Source organism: Corallococcus sp. EGB (assembly GCF_019968905.1).
Lineage (GTDB): Bacteria > Myxococcota > Myxococcia > Myxococcales > Myxococcaceae > Corallococcus.
In genome coordinates, this window is sequence record NZ_CP079946.1 from 7,242,240 (window position 1) to 7,259,909 (window position 17,670).

The 17,670-nt window shown below is 71.2% G+C and carries 15 protein-coding genes; 6 read left to right on the forward strand and 9 right to left on the reverse strand.

Annotation, left to right across the window (positions count from 1 at the left end; all coding sequences use genetic code 11):
- Positions 1-71: 71 nt before the first annotated feature.
- From KYK13_RS29430 to epmA, 3 genes are read right to left on the reverse strand one after another with little or no spacing between them, the layout of a single operon-like run.
- Positions 72-806, reverse strand: coding sequence for an inorganic pyrophosphatase (locus KYK13_RS29430; RefSeq protein ID WP_223636343.1), 735 nt, complete (start codon positions 804-806; stop codon positions 72-74).
- Complete coding sequence (locus KYK13_RS29435) at positions 803-1,540, reverse strand: 1-acyl-sn-glycerol-3-phosphate acyltransferase (protein ID WP_223636346.1); 738 nt, start codon at positions 1,538-1,540, stop codon at positions 803-805. The genes KYK13_RS29430 and KYK13_RS29435 overlap by 4 nt, the downstream gene beginning before the upstream one ends.
- On the reverse strand, positions 1,540-2,553 hold the full coding sequence (gene epmA / locus KYK13_RS29440) for an EF-P lysine aminoacylase EpmA (protein ID WP_223636349.1): 1,014 nt from the start codon (positions 2,551-2,553) through the stop codon (positions 1,540-1,542). Before epmA ends, KYK13_RS29435 begins: the two co-directional genes overlap by 1 nt.
- 29 nt (positions 2,554-2,582) lie before the next feature.
- On the opposite strand from epmA, the gene KYK13_RS29445 reads away from it, so the two are divergent.
- Both KYK13_RS29445 and KYK13_RS29450 read left to right on the forward strand, forming a co-directional pair.
- Positions 2,583-4,316, forward strand: coding sequence for a chromosome segregation protein SMC (locus tag KYK13_RS29445; RefSeq protein WP_223636352.1), 1,734 nt, complete (start codon positions 2,583-2,585; stop codon positions 4,314-4,316).
- Between the two features lie 41 nt (positions 4,317-4,357).
- Entirely contained in the window at positions 4,358-4,900 is a 543-nt protein-coding gene (locus KYK13_RS29450) for an FHA domain-containing protein (RefSeq protein ID WP_223636355.1), read from the forward strand.
- A gap of 66 nt (positions 4,901-4,966) precedes the next feature.
- Here the strand turns inward: KYK13_RS29450 and KYK13_RS29455 are convergent, their stop codons facing one another.
- The 4 genes from KYK13_RS29455 to KYK13_RS29470 form a co-directional block, all read right to left on the reverse strand.
- The gene (locus KYK13_RS29455; protein WP_223636358.1) at positions 4,967-6,010 is read right to left on the reverse strand and encodes an SPFH domain-containing protein; all 1,044 of its coding nucleotides are present in this window, start codon (positions 6,008-6,010) and stop codon (positions 4,967-4,969) included.
- A gap of 199 nt (positions 6,011-6,209) precedes the next feature.
- Positions 6,210-7,010 (reverse strand): ABC transporter permease subunit, encoded by an 801-nt coding sequence (locus KYK13_RS29460; RefSeq protein WP_223646818.1) that lies wholly within the window; start codon positions 7,008-7,010, stop codon positions 6,210-6,212.
- A gap of 2 nt (positions 7,011-7,012) precedes the next feature.
- Positions 7,013-7,972: an ABC transporter ATP-binding protein gene (locus tag KYK13_RS29465; protein WP_223636361.1), complete on the reverse strand. Its 960-nt coding sequence runs from the start codon at positions 7,970-7,972 to the stop codon at positions 7,013-7,015.
- A complete protein-coding gene (locus KYK13_RS29470; RefSeq protein ID WP_223636363.1) occupies positions 7,969-10,281 on the reverse strand; it encodes a glycosyltransferase family 39 protein in 2,313 nt (770 codons plus the stop codon). The genes KYK13_RS29465 and KYK13_RS29470 overlap by 4 nt, the downstream gene beginning before the upstream one ends.
- 280 nt (positions 10,282-10,561) lie before the next feature.
- Between KYK13_RS29470 and KYK13_RS29475 the strand changes: the two genes are divergently transcribed.
- Together KYK13_RS29475 and KYK13_RS29480 are read left to right on the forward strand one after the other, a co-directional pair.
- On the forward strand, positions 10,562-11,851 hold the full coding sequence (locus KYK13_RS29475) for a hypothetical protein (RefSeq protein WP_223646820.1): 1,290 nt from the start codon (positions 10,562-10,564) through the stop codon (positions 11,849-11,851).
- 7 nt (positions 11,852-11,858) lie between these two features.
- A complete protein-coding gene (locus KYK13_RS29480) occupies positions 11,859-12,716 on the forward strand; it encodes a hypothetical protein (protein ID WP_223636366.1) in 858 nt (285 codons plus the stop codon).
- 15 nt (positions 12,717-12,731) lie between these two features.
- On the opposite strand, the gene KYK13_RS29485 is transcribed toward KYK13_RS29480, so the two are convergent.
- Positions 12,732-14,285, reverse strand: coding sequence for a rhomboid family intramembrane serine protease (locus tag KYK13_RS29485; protein ID WP_370645188.1), 1,554 nt, complete (start codon positions 14,283-14,285; stop codon positions 12,732-12,734).
- Positions 14,286-14,393: 108 nt separating this feature from the next.
- Between KYK13_RS29485 and KYK13_RS29490 the strand changes: the two genes are divergently transcribed.
- A complete protein-coding gene (locus KYK13_RS29490; RefSeq protein WP_223636371.1) occupies positions 14,394-16,259 on the forward strand; it encodes an FHA domain-containing protein in 1,866 nt (621 codons plus the stop codon).
- Positions 16,260-16,301: 42 nt separating this feature from the next.
- Positions 16,302-16,895 carry a response regulator gene (locus tag KYK13_RS29495; protein WP_223636374.1) on the forward strand — a complete coding sequence of 198 codons (594 nt, stop codon included), beginning with the start codon at positions 16,302-16,304 and terminating at the stop codon, positions 16,893-16,895.
- Here the strand turns inward: KYK13_RS29495 and KYK13_RS29500 are convergent.
- Positions 16,892-17,656, reverse strand: coding sequence for an enoyl-CoA hydratase/isomerase family protein (locus KYK13_RS29500; RefSeq protein WP_223636377.1), 765 nt, complete (start codon positions 17,654-17,656; stop codon positions 16,892-16,894). The genes KYK13_RS29495 and KYK13_RS29500 overlap by 4 nt on opposite strands.
- Between the last annotated feature and the right edge of the window lie 14 nt (positions 17,657-17,670).

A 17,670-nucleotide genomic window follows, 5' to 3' on the forward strand; every position in this document is an offset into this window, starting at 1 on the left:
TCACCCCGCGTGGACGAGGGGCCCGCCGGGGCCCCTGCCCTGCTCCGCGCGTGACGGACTCCAGGAAGCGGTTACTTCCCGCCCCGGTTGCCACGGCCCGAGGGGCCCTTGGCCGAGGCCCTGGCCTCGGGGGCCTTGCGGCGGGCCGAGGGCGCGGCCTTCCGGGCGGGCTTCGCGTCCGGCTCCACGAACAGCTTGTCGTAGTCGCGCATGCTGCGGCGGATGACCTCCAGGGCCTCCGGCCGGTCGTAGACCTCGGCGATTTCGACGCTGCGCTTTCCCTCGCCCGGAATCTGCTTGTAGGTGAGGAAGTAGTGCTTCAGGCGGTCCAGCAGCGGGCGCGGCAGCTGCGCGATGTACTGGAGCTCGCCGTACACGAGGTCCGACTCCAGCACCGCGATGATCTTGTCGTCGGCCTCGTTGCCGTCGACCATCCGGAAGCCGCCCACGGGCACCGCGTGCACCAGCAGGTTGCCGTTGGAGACGACCTTCTCCGTCAGCACGCAGATGTCGATGGGGTCCCCGTCGCCGTGGATGTCCTTGAGGCCGGTGCGCTCCGCGCAGCGCTTCGCCACCTGCTCGCCGCAGTACGTGCGCGGGATGAAGCCGTAGAGCGACGGGCACTGGCTGCTGAAGCGCTGGGGGCGGTCCAGCATCAGGATGCCGGACTCCTTGTCCATCTCGTACTTCACCGCGTCCGTGGGGACGATCTCGATGTACGCGGTGACGACTTCAGGCGCCTCCGGTCCGGGCGCGATGCCGTGCCAGGGGTGGGCCTGCGACGTGGTCTGGGGGCTCTTCTTCATGGCATGTCTCCCGAGCGCTGGCGCGCCTCGGCGTACAGCGCGGCCACCGCCTCTTCCAGGCGGCGCGTGAGGGAATCCCGGTCATTCAACGTCAGCCCTTCGGTGGGCACCGGCCTGCCCACCACCAAGGCGACCCGCTGTCCCCACTGGATGGCCCGGCCACCCTTGGGGAGGATGAGCCGCGTTCCGGAGACGGCCATGGGCACCACGGGGACCTGCGCCTGGATGGCCAGCGTGGCGGCGCCCTTCTTGAAGGGGCGCAGCTCACCATCCGGGCTGCGGGTGCCCTCCGCGTAGAACAGCACGCTGACGCGCTCGCGCAGCGCCGTCACGGCCTCCTGGAGCCGGGCGCGGTCGTCCGCGCCGCCCGTGCGCTGCACGGGGATGTTGCCCGCCACGCGCATGGCCCGGCCGAAGACGGGCACCTTGAAGAGCTCCGCCTTCGCGACGTAGCGCGTGTGCTTGTCGATGTGCGCGAAGTTCACCAGCGCGTCGAAGTGCGACTGGTGGTTGCTCACGAAGACGACGTTGCCCTCGCGCGGGACGTTCTCCACGCCGAAGGCCTCGTGCCGCACCCCCGCGGACGCCAGCCCCGAGACGGCCCACGCGCGCAGCACCTTGTCCGCCGCGGGGTGCTGGTTGAGTTCCGACAGCACCGTCACCGTCGCGGCGGCAGCGCCCGTGAGGCCCACCGTGGCCGTACCGGAGAACACCGTCTGGAGCACCTTGAGCATCAGACGAACCCGTGCGCGGGGAACAGGAGGACGTCCTCGATGCGCTGGACCCCGAGCAGCAGCATCAGGATTCGGTCGAGCCCCACCGCGATGCCCGCGGACGGCGGCATGCGGCCCACCGCCTCCAGGAAGCGCTCGTCCAGGGGATACACGGCGCGGCCCAGCTTGCGGCGCAGCTCCTGCTCCTCCACCAGCCGCGCGCGCTGCTCCACCGCGTCCGTCAATTCAGAGAAGCCGTTCGCCAGCTCCAGCCCCTTCGCGTACAGCTCCACCCGCTCCGCCACGCGGGCGTCGCCGGGCTTCAGCCGGGACAGGGCCGCCATGGACGCGGGGTATTCAATCAGGAAGGTGGGCCGCTCGTGGCCCAGCCCCCGCTCCACCTTCTCCAGGAAGAGGTGGAAGAAGACGTCGTCGAAGGACGTCGAGCTCCCGGTGTGCACGCCGATGGCGTCCGCCGCGCGCTTGAGCGACGCGCCGTCCGGGTGCGCGTGGATGTCCACGCCCGTGGCCCGCAGCACCGCGTCCCGCACCGTCACCCGCTCGTAGGGTGTGCGCGTGAAGAACGCAGGGTCCGCGCCGGGGTCACCCTCCTTCGCGTCCGCCGCCGCCCGGCCCGCCGCCGCCAGCGCGCCCTCCAGGTCGTCCATGATGGCGTGGTAGTCGGCGTTCGGCCGGTAGAACTCCAGCAGCGTGAACTCCGGGTTGTGCGTCTGGGAGACCTCGCCGTTGCGGAAGACCTTGCAAATCTGGAACAGCGGCCCTGCTCCCTGCGCGAGCAGGCGCTTCATCGCGTACTCGGGGCTGGTGTGCAGGTAGAGCGTGCGGGCCTTCCCCACGTCCGTCTCCGGGACGAAGGGCGTCTCGAAGGCGGAGATGTACGGCTCCATGCCGGGGGTGGGCACGAGCAGCGGCGTCTCCACTTCCAGGTAGCCCTGGCCGGCGAAGAACTGACGCAGGGCGGAGTAGAGGCCCTGGCGTCCTCGGGCCGCCCGCCATGGGTTTACGTTGGGCATCGGCGGGTCGGAAGTAACATGGGCGGCCCATGTCCCCAAGGATTCCGTCCCTCCTCGCCGCCACCATGTGTTTGCTGAGCGCCTGTCACAAGGCGCCGCCCCCGGTGGTGGTCCCCCCTCCCAGCGAGGAAGAACTGCTGACCGGAGAGGTGAACGCCCTGTCCAGGGAGGCCGCCCTCCTCCTGGAGGAGCAGCACCGGCTCGTCTGGGACTACTGGACCGAGGGCAAGGCGGTGGACATCGCCGCCACCTACAGCGGCAAGCAGGCGCTCTTCAGCCTGGAGAACCTGCGCCGCATCGACCAGCTCCGGCACCTGACGAAGGACCCGCGCGAGCTGCGCGCCCTCACCGCGCTCCACGGCCACTTCGCCGGCGAGTTCCTGGCGCGCGAGCTGGCCGAGCACAACGACGCCTCCGCCAACCTGGAGGCGTCGCTCAAGCTGAACGTGGACGGGCGCGAGGTGCGCTACCACGACCTGGAGCGGCTGCTCGCCAACGAGAAGAGCGCCCTCAAGCGCAAGGCGCTCTACGCGGCGGCCACGCCCGCGCTCACCCGCCTGAACCAGACGCTGCTGCGCCGCGAGGCGCGCACCAACGAGCTGGTGAAGCAGATGGGCTTCGAGTCCTACGAGGCCTTCGGCAGTGAGCTCCGGCAGGCGGACCTGGAGCGGCTGGCGCAGCTGGCGGAGGAGGTCCTCCAGGCCACCCAGGAGCCGTACCGCCTGGTGATGGAGCGGCTCTCCCAGCGCGAGCTGGGGCTGCCCTTCGCGCAGATCACGCGCGCGGACATCCCGCGCCTGTTCCGCTCGCGCGAGGTGGAGGACGCGTTCGCCAGGGGCGAGTCGCTGGCGAAGGCGCAGGCCACCGTGGCGGGGATGGGCATCGACCTGAACGCGCTGCCCAACGTGAAGGTGGACGCGCGCGACCTGCCGCAGAAGAACCCGCGCCCGCTGGCCCTGGCGGTGAAGGTGCCGTCCGACGTGCGGCTGTCCTTCAAGCCCGGCACGGGCGTGCTGCACCAGGGCCGCGTGCTGCATGAGGTGGGACACCTGCTGCACACGGCCTTCACCCAGGAGCCCCGCTTCGAGCTTGCTCGGCTGGGCAACCCCACCGTGGGCGAGGCGTACTCGGCGCTCTTCGAGGACCTGCTGGAGGACCCGGTGTGGCTGGAGGAGAACGCGGGCGTGCTGGGGGACGCGGACAAGCGCGCCCAGTACCTGGCGACCTCCAGCGCGCACAAGCTGTACCTCATCCGCCACGCGGCGGGCCGGCTGCTGTACCAGCTGGAGCTGCACCGCCGCACGGACGTGGACCCGCGCGAGCTGTACCGCGCGCTGATGGCGCGCACCGGCGCCATGCCCATGACCGAGGACGACGTGGCGCGCTACCTCGTGGACCAGGAGGACTTCTACCAGTCCGCGGACAGCTTCCGGGCGTGGTTCCTCGCGGGCCAGCTCCAGGGGCAGCTGAAGGCGCGCTTCGGCCCGGCGTGGTGGCACGCCCCGGAGGCGGGCACGTTCCTCAAGGAGCTCTGGGCGCGCGGCACCGCGCCCTCCGCGCGCGAGCTGACGCAGGCCATTGGTGAGAATGGCCTGGCGCCCGACGTGCTGCTGCTGCGGCTGAGCACCACGCTGCAGGTGCCCATGAAGCTGGACCTGCGCCGGCTGGACGACACGCCCGCCCCACCGCCCACACCGCCGGGACCCGCGCCCACGTCCGTGCCCCAGATGCCCCGCGCCGGGGCCACGCCGCTGGCCTCCTAGGCCCCTTCCCGTCCCCACCACTTGCACGTAGGGTCCGAAGCATGGTGTCCGTGAAACAGCTCCGCCCCTTCGCAGGTGCCTCGCTGGAGTCCTTCCGGTCCGCGTCCGGCGCAATCGCGCTCATCCAGCAGCCCGTGGACGCCGCCTTCAAGGCCGTGGTCTCCCCGGGCATGGTGGGCATGCGCACGGTGGGGATGGCGCACCGCTCGCGCATGGAGGAGCGACTGCTCGCCATGCTGCGAGACTTCGACAACCTGGAGGTCCACTTCCTCCAGCCGAACCAGGACGGCGAGGAGTTCACCGTGGGCCGCACCGACACGTGCGACCTCATGGTGCTGGAGCCCTCCGTGTCCCAGCACCACGCCACCCTGCGCTGGAACGCGGCCGCCGGGGACTTCGCCGTGCGCGACGCGCAGTCCATGAACGGCACCTTCATCAACGGCGCGCCCCTGGCCTTCAAGGCCCAGGTGATGCTCCACGACGGAGCCACGCTGGCCTTCGGCGACGTGCAGTTCCTCTACCTGCGCGCGGAGACGCTGCACGAACACCTGCGCCGCGCCGTGCCCGGCACGCCCACCCCCTGAAACGCGCGAAGGCCCCGCCTCCACACGGAGACAGGGCCCTCACGACCGCTCAAGACCGCGGCGGCACTACAGCAGCTTCATCAGCTCCGCGCGCTTGGCGTTGTACTCCTCGTCGGTGAGCACGCCGGCGTCCTTCAGCTCCTTGAGCTCCTTGAGCCGCTGCGCCGGGCTGCGCGTGTCCGCCGGGGCGGCCGCCTGCGCGGGCTCCGCGGGGCGCTGCTGCTGCTGGTTCTGCTGGTTGGCGAACATCTGCGCCATGCCGAACCCCATGCCCATGCCCATGCCCTGCATGGCGCCGTCACTTCCGCCGCCGCCCTTGGCCATGCCCTCGGACGCGCCGAGCATCGCCTGGCCCTGGGCGTACTGCTGGAAGCCGCCCGCCAGCCGCGAGTACGCCACGTCCTTGGACAGCTTCTTCAGGGTGACCTCGTCCTCGGGCTTGATGCTGACGACGAAGTTGCCCATGCGGACGATGGTGAGGCCGTAGGAGTCCACGTGCGGCTTCAGGCCGGCGAGGATCTCCTGCTCCATCTCCTCCACGTAGGCGCCACTCGTCACGTCCAGGAGCGGCCACTTCTTCTTGACCAGCAGCTCGGCGGTGCGGTCGCGCGTCACCTTGAGGACCTGGCCCTTGAACCAGCCCAGGAACTCCTCGTTGGAGGCGCGGCCCATGCCGACCAGGCCCACCACCAGCTTCTCCGGCTCCGTCACGCGGATGGAGAAGTCGCCGTACACCATGGTGCCGATGCCCAGGCCCGTCTCCGGGTCGCGCACGTCCCCAATGGGGCCGCCGAACTTCACGCCCGTGTGCTCACGGTTGGAGACGAAGAAGATCTCCGCCATGAACATGTTGCCGCCGGTGAAGCCCTCCAGCAGGCGCGACAGGAACGGGATGTTGTTGGTGTCCAGCGTGTGGCGGCCGGGCCCCAGCTTCCCCTCCACCTTGCCGTCCTTGACGAACAGCGCCACCTCATCCGCGTCCACGGTGAGCTGCGTCTTCATCCGGACGTTCTTCTCCGGGTACTTGTAGACGATTTCACCCTTCGCGCTGTCCGCGCGGGCGATGAAGTTCCGCTGCGCCTCGCCCTTGATGCTGTCGAAGATCCCCATGTCTGTTTCAGCGCCTCCGTGGCCGCGTGGGCGGCAGGTCTTCAAAAGCTTCCGTAACCCCATCCCCTAAATACGGGGCCACCGGCGCGAAAGCGCCTCCGCGCTTTCCCCCGGCATTCCGCTGGGAACATACCAGCTTCACGGGCGCCTGCCCGTCCGGCCGGCCCCCTGGCAGTCCACTCTCCAACCCGCCAGTGACTCAACCCCAGCGGCTGACCAGACGTTCCCGGTCCAGGAGCCGGATGCTGGCCACCAGCAGGACGAAGTCCAGCACCAGCACCACGGCGCCCTGGATGGCGTAGTACCCCAGGCCCGCCTTGAGCACGCCGGCCACCTGGCCGCCCACCAGCCCCACCAGCGGCAGCACCACCAGCGCGGACAGCTGCTGCGCCATGCGCGCCTCGCTCACCCGGGCGGAAATCAGCACCGCGACGCCGTTGCCGAAGAAGGCGAACAGCGGCGCGAGCACGAACACGCCAAAGCCCCACAGCGCGTCCGGCATCAGCGGCGCGCCCACCAGCGGCCACGCCACCCAGTCCACGCCGATGCAGAACAGCACGAAGGCGCCCCAGGTCAGCACCACCGCGGGCACCAGCGCGGCCAGGCACTTGCCCGCCACCAGCTCCGCCGCGGACACGGGCGACGCGAGCAGCGGCTCCAGCGTGCGGCGCTCCTTCTCCCCCGCCACGCTCTGGGACGCGACGAGGATGGGGATGAAGACGGGCATCACCAGGAACATGCCGAACCAGTCGGTGAGTGACTTGTCGATGAGGAAGCGCGCCGCGCTCGCGCCCAACGGCAGCGTGGGGTCGTAGAAGAGCGCCACGGTGCGCAGGTCCGCGTGGTCCGGCTGCCGCACGTACGTCCACACCACGCCGATGGGCACCGCCACCATCACCAGCGGCAGCACCGCCATGGACACGAGCAGGCCCACGTTCTTGCGCAGGTCCAGCAGGTCCTTCCAGAACACCGCCAACGCGCGTCGCGGCCGGAAGGCCATGCTCACGTCCCCTCTTCCCGCAGCAGATCCAGGTACACCTCTTCCAGCGGCCGCTGCGCGGGCACCACGCTGTGCACGCGCGCGCCCGCCCCCACCAGGCACGCCACCACGTCCGGCGCCTGCGCCTCGTCCGCCAGCATCACCCGCAGGCGGCCGCCCTCCACCAGCACGTTGGGCGTGAAGGGCAGCGTCGCCAGCGCGGGGAGGAAGCCCAGCGCGTCGCCCCCCACGCGCACGTCCAGCGCCTGTCCCGCGCGGCGCAACTCACGCACCGGTCCCAGCGCGAGCAGGCGGCGGCGCACCACGGCCACGCGCTCGCACAGCCGCTCCACCTCCGCCAGGTTGTGCGAGCACAGGACGATGGTGCGCCCCTCGGAGGCCAGCTCCGCCACCGCGTCGCGCACGGTGCGCGCGGACTCCGGGTCCAGGCCGCTGGTGGGCTCATCCAGGAAGATGACGCGCGGGTCGTGCACCAGCGTGCGCACGATGGCCAGCTTCTGGCGCATGCCCTTGCTGAAGCCGCCGCACGGGTCGTCCTCGCGGCCGCCCAGCCCGAAGCGGTCGAGGTAATGCTTCGCGCGGGGCCACGCGGTGGACTCGTCCAGTTCGTGCAGCTTGATGAAGAAGCGCAGGTTCTCCCGCGCGGTGAGCCGGTCGTAGAGCCCGGGCTGCTCGGTGAGCAGGCCCACCACCTTGCGCAGCGACTCGCCGTCGCGCGTGACGGAGTGGCCCCACACCTCCGCGTCCCCCGAGGAAGGGCGGAGCAGCCCCGTCAGCATGCGCACCGTCGTCGTCTTGCCCGCGCCGTTGGGGCCCAGGAGGCCAAACACCTCACCGGGCCGCACGTCGAAGGTGAGGTCCTCCACGGCGATGCGCTCACCGAAGCGCTTCGCCAGCCCGCGCACGCGCAGGCCTCCTTCCACGGAGGGCTCCACGCGAGGGGGAGGAACGAAGATGCTCACTCGATGGTCACCAGGACGAACTTGTTGTTGATGTCGCGGTCGATGAGGGTGACGGTCTTGTCGGCGCCCACCGCGCTGCGCAGCAGGTTCACGCGGTTGTGCTCCACCAGCGCCCACTCACGGCCGGGCCGCGACACGTACTGGCGCATGCGCGTGTTGGCGTCGTTGGCGCGGAACTGCTCCACCGTGTTGCGCGAGTAGAACGTCTCTCCGCGCCAGTTCATCATGTACGCGGCGATGGGCTCGCCCGGCTTGCGCTGGGCGTAGTAGCGCCAGAACAGGTCGCGCTGCGTCCAGTGGTGGGACAGGTCCACCCAGTGGTTCCAGTTGAACCAGAGCGCGAACGCCGCGGCCAGCCCCCAGAAGGTGGTGAACAGCAGCACGCGGGAGCGCTGCAGCGCGGCCACCGCCGCCAGCACGCCGGCCACGCCGAACGCGAAGCCCATGGCCACCTTCACGTTGATGGTGCCGGACAGCGCCTTGAACAGCGCATCCGACGCGGCCGGGCCCTTGAAGCCGCGCACCGCCAGCGCCACGCCCACCAGCGCCAGGCCGAAGCCCACCGTCTGCAACACCGTGCGCCCCGGCGCCTCCTCCGGCCGCGACGCCTGCCAGATGAGGAAGCCCGCGACGGCCAGCAGCGCCACGCCCCACAGCCCCATCGCGGACACCTGCCCCTGCGATGCCACCGCGGCCAGCGTGGCCCCGCCGGTGAGCAGCAGCCCCAGCGCGACGGCGCGCCCGGCGGCCGGACGCTCCTGCTTCTGCCTGGGGGAGAACGCGTCGAAGGCCAGGTACACGCCGAAGGCCAGGAGCACCAGCGTCACCAGGTCGCCCATCCACAGCGGGCGCGAGGAGAAGAACGCGATGGGCCGGGTGACCAGCTCCTGCGGGTACGGCCGGTCGTAGTTGTAGACGAACAGGTCGGTGAAGTCCTTGGGGTTCTCCGCCAGGTCCTTGCCCACCAGGATGAACAGCACCAGGCCGAAGATGAGGCTCACCGAGTGCTCGGAGATGCCGTCCCTCCACAGCCGGTCCACGAACAGCGCGATGAGGATGGCCAGGCCCGGCAGGATGGGGAACACGTAGTGGTGGAACTTCGTGGCGCTGGAGGCGAGCAGATAGAACGCGAACGCCACCCACAGCACGGCGATGAGCGCCAGGTGATCCGCCTTGTCGCGCGAGCGCAGCTTGAGCCGCGACACGACCGCGAACGCGCCGGGCAGCAGGGCCACCCACGGGAAGATGGCGAAGCCGCCCTGCTCGATGAAGTAGGTGAACGACCCGCCCGGCGTGGTGGTGTGCACGCCCGCGGTGAGGCGGTTCAGGTGGTCGTGGATGAAGAAGCGGTACCAGAACAGCTTGCCCTCGTCGTCCACGCCGTCGAAGAGGCACAGCGTCAGGTACCAGGGCACCGCCACCGCCGCGAACACGAGGATGCCCGTGCCCAGCTTCATCCGGTACATCTGCGCCCACAGCACGGGCATGCTCCGCGTGCCCGCGCGCACCTGGGCGCGGACCTCGCCGCTGGTCAGCCAGCGCAGGTGCGCCTCCAGGCTCTCGCGGGTCCACGGGATGACGGCGGCGGCCGCGTACAGCACCAGGATGACCGCGGGAAGGCCCACGCCCAGCAGGCCCTTGGCCAGCGTGGCCAGGCCCGCGAAGACATAGAACCCGTACCACCAGCCGGCGCGGTGCTTCGTGGTGTCATCCAACTGCCCGATGAGCGCGCACGCCATGGCGCACACGAAGGTGGTGACGAAGGGCGTGTCGGTGACGGTCTGCCGGGTGAGCAGGAAGTACAGCGGCATGGTGGCCAGCACGAAGCCGGTGGCCAGGCCCGCGCGCATGTTCACCACCCGCGCCACCGCCAGCGACAGGAGCGCCACCGCGGTGATGCTCAGGATGGCGAAGGGCATGCGCATGCCCCACTCCGTGTAGAGCCCCATGGCGGCGTCGCCCTTGAGCGCGCCGACGATGTTCATCCCCAGCGCCTGCATCCACATGGTGAGCGGCGGCTTGGAGAAGAACCACGCGTTCTCCCAGAAGGGATAGACGTAGTCGCCGCGCTGGATCATCTGCCGGCCCACTTCGCCGTAGTGGGTCTCCCAGGGGTCCCACAGGCCGACCGCGCCCAGGTAGGGCACGAAGAGCAGCGCCGCGAAGCCCGCGGTCGCCAGGACCACGCGCGCGCTGAAGGACAGGGCCAGCCACCGCTTCGCCCATGAAGACGTCAGGGTGTCCTCACCGAGGATGGCCTGGGTGAAGGTGGATTCCCCCTGCGGGTTCTTTTCGCCGTCGCTTGCCACGCGCGCGTGCTCCTTCGTCGTCCGGGACGGGCCACCGTGCACCCCATGGGGCCGGGGCGCTTATACCCCCGCGCCCCCCGCCGGTCGACCGACCTGGAGGGGCGTGCGTCGTTCTCGCGCCAGCAGCGTGCACAGGGGCTGTGCAGGCGCCTGCACAACCGCCCGGGCAAGTCCGCGAAAGCTCGTGCCCCTGCCAGGGGCACGGGCCTTGTAGTGGCGCCCCGTCGACGCGCCTGACCGCGTGGCCGGAGCGCGGAAGGCCGCTCGACGAGGAGCCGTGATGCTGGTTTCAGCGGTGACCCTGGGATGTGCCCTCCTGCTGGGGCAGGTGGCGATGCCGGAGACGGCGGGGCCGGAAGCACCAACGGAGGCAGCACCGGAACAGACGCCTGGACCGCCCCCGGTGCCGGAGCCGTGGGCCATCCAGATGCCCGTCCCGGACGCGTCGTCTCCCCATCAGCCCTACGACGGGCAGGTGCGGTGCCTCGCCCTGCCGCCCACGCCCGCCATTCCTTCTGGCGCATGGCGCGCCCGCTGCGATGACGCGAAGAAGGAGTGCCTGGTGTCGCCCGCGTACGAGCTGGACTCCGAGGGCCATGAGAGCGACCAGCCCTTGCAGCGGGTGGACGGGTGCGTTCCGAACCTGATGCCCCCGCGGACGGCGCGCGAGTACCGCCTGGTGCCCGCCCTCGCGGAGGCGCCGCCGGGCTGGTACCGCGACGAGCGCGGGCGGGTGCTCCAGTACAACTTCGACCTGCACCGGCGCGTCTACGTGGGCGGGGCCTGGGCACCGCGCTGGCTGCGTGAACCGGACCGCCTGGACGAGCGCGTGCGGGTGGACTTCGGCGTGGACCTGGAGTGGCCGGGGGACTCGAACCGGCTGCACCGGATGACGCTGCTAGAGACGGAGCTGTACCTGGGCGACGCGGCCTCCTACGAGGCCACCCTCCTGCGCTACGACGTCCGCAGCCAGAACGACGCGCCGCTCTTCCGGGTGACGACCTTCTACGGCCGTCCCCGGCGCCTGGACATCTACGCCAACCCGGGCTTCTGGATGGAGGTGCTCCATGGCGAACAGGTGCGCCGCGAGGGCGTGCGCGCGGACTTCCTCTCCGTGGCCGCGACGGACGTGACGCTGGACCTGTGGCACTCGAGCGACCTCGTGTCCTACGTGCGACTGCGCGCCGGCCCCGCCTTGGAGCGCGACGTGACGCACGCCTTCTACACGCTCGTTCCCGCGGCGGCGCTGGAGGGGGACCTCACGCTGGACCGCGACGGCTTCCACCACGTGCGCTTCGGCGCGGAGGCCCAGAAGGTGCTGTTCGCGCAAGCCGTGGAGGGCCGCCCCCTGCGTCCGGAGCGGCTGCGGCTGCGCGCGGGCTACGAGGTCATCATCCTGGCCGTCAACGACCAGCCCATCAGCGTGACGCTGGACGGACGCGGAGCGTGGCGCGACGACGTGGCGAACGTGCCCGCGGGCTGGGAGTGGTCCGCGCAGGCGGGCCTGCGCTTCTCGATGTGGGCCCCGGCGAGAAGATCCGCGCCGGCGTCCGCGCCGGAGAAGGGCTAGGTCCGGGATGGTGGCGCTCGCGCTGGCATTGCTCCTGGGCACCGTGCCCGGCAGGTCCTGCCAGGGCCGGACGGACGCCGGGGAGACGTTCCCCACCTGCTTCGATCCCGGCACCGGCTGGGTGCTGGGCACCCAACTGCGCGTGCAGGACGGCGAGGAGGCCCTCGTCATGCGCACGGGGTTCCTCTTCCGCTCGGCGCGCTCGAGCGGCAGCAAGGCGGACTCGCGCTGGTTCGATTCGCACCGGCTGCTCCTGACGGAGGCATGGGGCGGTGAGCACCCGGGACTGACCTTCACCGCGTATGACGGTCTGCTGCGCAGGCACGTGGAGGAAGGCGCGATCCTCGTGTCCATCGGCCGGCCCCGGCGCATCCCCTTCCCGTTCGACGTGGCCCTCGCCGTGCGCGCGGCGCACCTGGAGCGGCGGACGTGGGAGGGCGCGGGCTGGACGTTGGAGACGGGCCGCGTGGGGCTCTTGCTGGATCCGCTCCGCACGAACACGGAGTGGGGCTGGCTGGCCGTGGGCCCCGCCGCGAGCCATGCGCTGCGGCGCGCACCGGACGGCACGCGCAACGAGGTGTCCCCCTTCACGTCCCTGCTGCTCGATGCGGGATGGGAGACGCGCAATGGGAGGTGGGCGCTGCGCGCGACGGGGCTCGCGGGATGGAGCTTCGGCTTCGACGGCGGCGCCTGGTTCCGGGCGCGGGGCGAGGTCGCGCTGGAGCACGTGGTCCTCGCGGTCAACGACGCGCCGGTGTTCGTGCGGCTCACGGCCGCGGGGGTGCTCCACGACGCGGGCCTCTTCCGGCGCGACGAGGGAATGCTGGGCGTGGGGCTCGCGGTGCGCCCGTTCGGCGAGCGCTGAACGCCGCCCGTCCGGCTACGGCCCTCGCGCCTCGACCGCCGCCTTCAAGGCCCCCTCGGCCGCGCGCAGCCGCGCGTCCCGGGGGTCCACGCGCCGGGCCTCCTCCAGGCGCAGCAGGGCATCCGCGGTGTCCCCTCGCGCCAGCGCGCAGCGCACGCCGGCCTCCAGCGCGCCCGTGTCGGAGGGCCCGTACACCCGGGCCTCCGCCGCCGCGTGACACCCCGCGTCCACCTGTCCGGATTCAAAGTACGCGCGGGCCAGCTCCACGCGCGTGTCGACCTGCGTCGGCCCCAGCACCACCGCGGACACCAGGGGCTCCACCGCGTCCGCCGGCAGCCCCCAGCGACGCAGGGCATGGCCCAGCTCCCGCAGCGGCCCCGCCACGCCCGGCACCAGCAGCGCCCGGGCCCGGGCGACCCGCAGGCTCGCGGGCTCGTCGAAGCGCACGTCCGCCGTCATCCGCTCCACCACCCGCGCATACGCCGGATAGGCCGTGGGCCAGGTGAAGACGAGCCGGTACACCCACTCACCTCGCGGCACGAACCACGCCACCAGGTGCGTCCGCCCTCCGGCTCCGTCCAGCTCCGCGCGGATCCGCTGCGCGGGCCGCCCTCCCAGCGGCGCGGGCTCCACGCTCCCCACGGACACCGCGCGCCCCTCCGGCCCCGCCCTGCCCGGCACCAGGGATTCGTCCAGGAAGTGCCGGGCCTGCGCGGAGCCGTCCCCGGGCTCCCCCGCCTCGATGGCCTCCGCCGTGAGCGTGGCCCGTCCCAGCCCCTTCAGCCCGTTGGAGAAGGCCCGCCGGCCCTGGCCGTCCTCCTCGCGGTGCCACCCGTCCGGCAGCGACACCGACACCCCGAAGGCGTCGTCGCGCTCCACCCGCCATTGCGACCGCTCCGCCACCACCACCGCCGCCCCCAGCACCGCGAGGCCCACCAGCGCCGCCGCCCGCGCGAGCCCCGGCCCCCACGCCCGAGACCTCGGGAGGACGCCCACGAGCAGCCCCGCCAGCAGCCCGCCCAGGTGCCCCGCGTTGTCCACGCCCACGCTCGTCCAGCCGAGCCACAGGAAGACGAGCACCGTGGGCAGGGCGTTCTCCCCGGAGAACCAGCGGAAGCGCGCCCCCGGCCCGCTGCGCGCGCGCCGCCCCAGCATCAGCAGCGCGCCCACACATCCAAACACCCACCCCGAAGCGCCCACACTCACCGTCGGCGACCACCAGAGCGAGCCCGCCATCGTCGCGAGCCCCGTCACGACGAGCAGCGCCACGAAGTCCCACCACCGGCACGCCCGCTCCACCGCGGTGCCCACCCCCGCGAACACCAGCAGGTTGAGGCCCAGGTGCAGGGCGTCACGGTGCAGGAGGTTGGCCGTCAGGAGCCGCCAGCCCTGCCCCGCATCCGTCACCAGGGGGCCCGACTTGGCGCCCCAGTGGATCAACGCGTCCACGCCGGGCGGCCCTCCGGACGCCACGAACGTGTACAGAATGGCCTGCGCCGCGATCAGCGCTATCGTGAGCCCCGGTATCCTGCGCTCCCTGCCCTTTCCGGCCAATCGACCGATGGACAACAGTGCCTCCCTCACCCTGGGATGGGCGAAAAACCCTGTTGTTCTCGGGGGATACATGGCTTGTCTCGGTAAAGGGCATTCTGCTATAGCTGTACTCGGACCGGACCCGTGCTGAAGCTCATCATCGAAGACGACGAGGGGCGCAAGACCGTTGTTCCCTTCGTGCGCGACGAAATCACCATTGGCCGTCAGGAGGGCAACACCATCCGCCTGACCGAGCGGAACGTGTCACGTCGACACGCCCGGCTCGTGCGCCTCAATGGGCACGTCGTGCTCGAAGACCTGGGGAGCTACAACGGCACCCGGATCAACGGCGAACGCGTCGCAGGCCAGCTCCCTCTCAAGGAGGGCGACCTCATCCAGATCGGCGACTACGATCTGGCGCTGCAGGTCGAGGGCGGGGCCAACGCCGCTGCCCCCACTGGCGCCATCACCGCCAAAGTGCCCGCCTCCCGCCGGCCGGAACCGGAGCCCGAGGAGGATGACGACGTCGACAGCGGTCCTCCGCCGCGCGACACCATGGTGGATGGCGAGGACGAGGCGGAGGACGACGAGGACTCCGGCGACGAGCACGACCACACGCCCGTGTCCGCGGACGCCCGCCGCAACGCCACGTCCATCATCCGCATGGACCAGATGGAGGCGGACCGGCCCCGGCGCGTGGAGCGCGTGCCGGAGGACGAGCAGCCCCGGCTGCTGGTGCTCGCCCCCAACGAGTTCAAGGGCCAGGAGTTCGACTGCAACCGCACGGAGCTGCGGATCGGCCGCACGTCGGAGAACGACGTGGCCCTGGACCACCGCTCGCTGTCACGCACGCACGCGAAGGTCGTGCGCGAGGAGACGGGCGAGTGGCGCGTCATCGACATGCAGTCCGCCAACGGGCTGACGGTCAACGGTGAGAGCTACGCCCAGGCGACGCTGGCGCACGGCGACATCATCGAGATGGGCCACGTGAAGCTGCGCTTCGTGGGGCCGGGCTCGCTGGCGGAGGACATCGCCGCGCAGGAGCGCTCCGGGTCCAAGAAGATGTGGGTGGCCGCGGTCATCGCGTTCGTGTCCATTGGCGCGGGCGCGGCGCTCTTCGTGGTGAAGGGCCAGGACCTGCTGCCCAAGCCGCCGGACACCACGCCTCCCGTGGTCGCCGCGGATCCGCCGCCGCCGCCCCCGGAGACGAAGACCCCGGAGGCCAAGGCGCCGGAAACCGTGGCCGCGAATCCGCCCGCGCCGCCGGAGAAGGCGCCGGAGCCGCCCCCCGCCGCAGTCGACACGAAGGCGCTGGAGCAGGAGTTCGACAGCGCGCTCACAGCCGCGGACCTCGACAAGGCCCGCGCGGCGCTGACCTCGCTGCAGCAGGTGAAGGCCTATCCGGCCGCGAAGGCCAAGGACCTGCAGCGGAAGCTGGAGACCGAGGACAAGGCCAAGAAGCAGCTGGACGCGTCCGAGGCGGCGCTCCAGGGCGGCCAGCCCAACGACGCGCTCAACGCCCTCAAGGGCTTCCCGACGAACACCGTCGCCTTCTCCGGCCGCTACGCGACGTTGAAGCAGCAGGCCGAGAACGCGCAGCGCGCCGCCGCGGCGGCGGATGCGCCGGGCGCGGCCCCCCACGCCACGTCCGAGTACATGCGTGGCATGAAGCCGGCGGACGTGAAGAACAACATCGGTGCGATTCAGGCCAAGGTCCTCAGCCTGAACAAGGCGGGGGAGCCGAACGCCGCCCTGGAGATCGCCAAGGACTGCCTGCTGCTGGCCCCCAAGATTCCTGAGTGCCACCTGATCACGGGGGTGGTGTACGCCAAGCTCAAGAACTTCAAGAAGACCGAGTATCACTACGAGCAGTTCCTCGCCCTGACGCCGGAAGGCTATCCGAAGCGAGACAAGGTCATCGAAATGCTGAGGCAGAACAGCCAGCAGGGCGATGGAGCTGCCGCAACTGATCCCGCGGAAAATCCCTCAGCCACCCAGACTGGCCAGTAACCCCCCGCAGCACTTCCCTCAACCCTGCAGCGAGGAGACGCTGTGCAGATTCGCATCCTGGTAGTTGATGACGAGCAGGACAACTGCGACTACCTCAAGCTGGTGCTGACCCGTGAAGGCTACGAGGTCATCACCACGACGGACCCCACGCAGACGGTGGACATCCTCCGTGGCTCCGACTTCCACCTCGTCATCCTCGACATGATGATGCCGCAGATGTCCGGCACCGAAGTGCTGGAGCTGATCCGCAAGTACGACACGGACATCGCGGTCATCGTGGCCACGGCGTACCCCACCGTGGACACGGCCGTCGCGTCGCTCAAGGCGCAGGCGTCCGACTACGTGAAGAAGCCCATGGAGCCGGAGCAGTTCACGGCCGCCGTGCGCAACGCGCTGCAGAAGAAGGGCCTGTCCCAGGACCCGGAAGCGGACCTGCACCGCGCCATCGGCCGCACCATCCGCGACGCGCGCAAGACGCAGGAGCTCACGCTCAAGCAGCTGGCCCGCCGCACTGGCCTGTCCGTGTCCCTGCTGTCCCAGATTGAGCGCGCGGAGTCCTCCGCGTCCATCTCGTCGCTCTACAAGATCGCCTCCGCGCTCCAGCTGCGCATGGGCGAGCTGTTCGGCGACACCTAGCGGCCAGTGAAACGGGGCGCGCGCTTCTCCAAGAAGGACGCGCGCCCCTCCTTCGCGTCCTCGCTGCCAAAGGCCTCGCCGCGCACCTGACGCAGGTGCGCGACGTCCTCCGGGGACAGCCCGGAGCGCGCCAGCAGCCCGAACGCCGCCTTCATCCCCGACACCGCCCTGGGCGCCCCCGCGGCCAGCGTCGCGCACAGCGCCAGCGCGCGCCCTTCCGCGTCCTCGGGGCACTCGTCCAGGAGGCCCCACGCGAGCGCCTCCGCCGCCGGCAGCCGGCGCGCGGTGAGGAACAGTTGCTTCGCGCGCGACAGCCCCACCAGCCGCACCGCCCGCGCCAGCCCCTCCGGCGAGTACACGATGCCCAGCCGCGCCGGAGGCATGAGGAAGAACGCGTCCGCGGCGCCCACGCGGAAGTCGCACGAGGCCGCCAGGTCGAAGCCCGCGCCCACCGCGCCGCCCTGCACCAGCGCCACCGACGGCGCCGAGTGCCGCTCCAGCTTCAGCAGGCACGCCACCAGCGGGTCATCCGGCAGCCGCCCGTCCGCGCCCGGCGGCCCCAGGTGCGTCAAGTCATAGCCCGCGCAGAAGTGCCCGCCCTGGCCGCGCACCAGGAGCGCGCGCACGTGGGCGGCCGGCTCCAGCGCGGCGTCCAGCCGGGCCAGCAACGCGTCGTTGAGCGCGTTGCGCCGCGACGGGTTGGAGACGGTGAGCACCCGGACACCGCCCTCGCGATCCTCCACCTCCAGCGTGGGCTCCATCCGTCGCGCCGCTC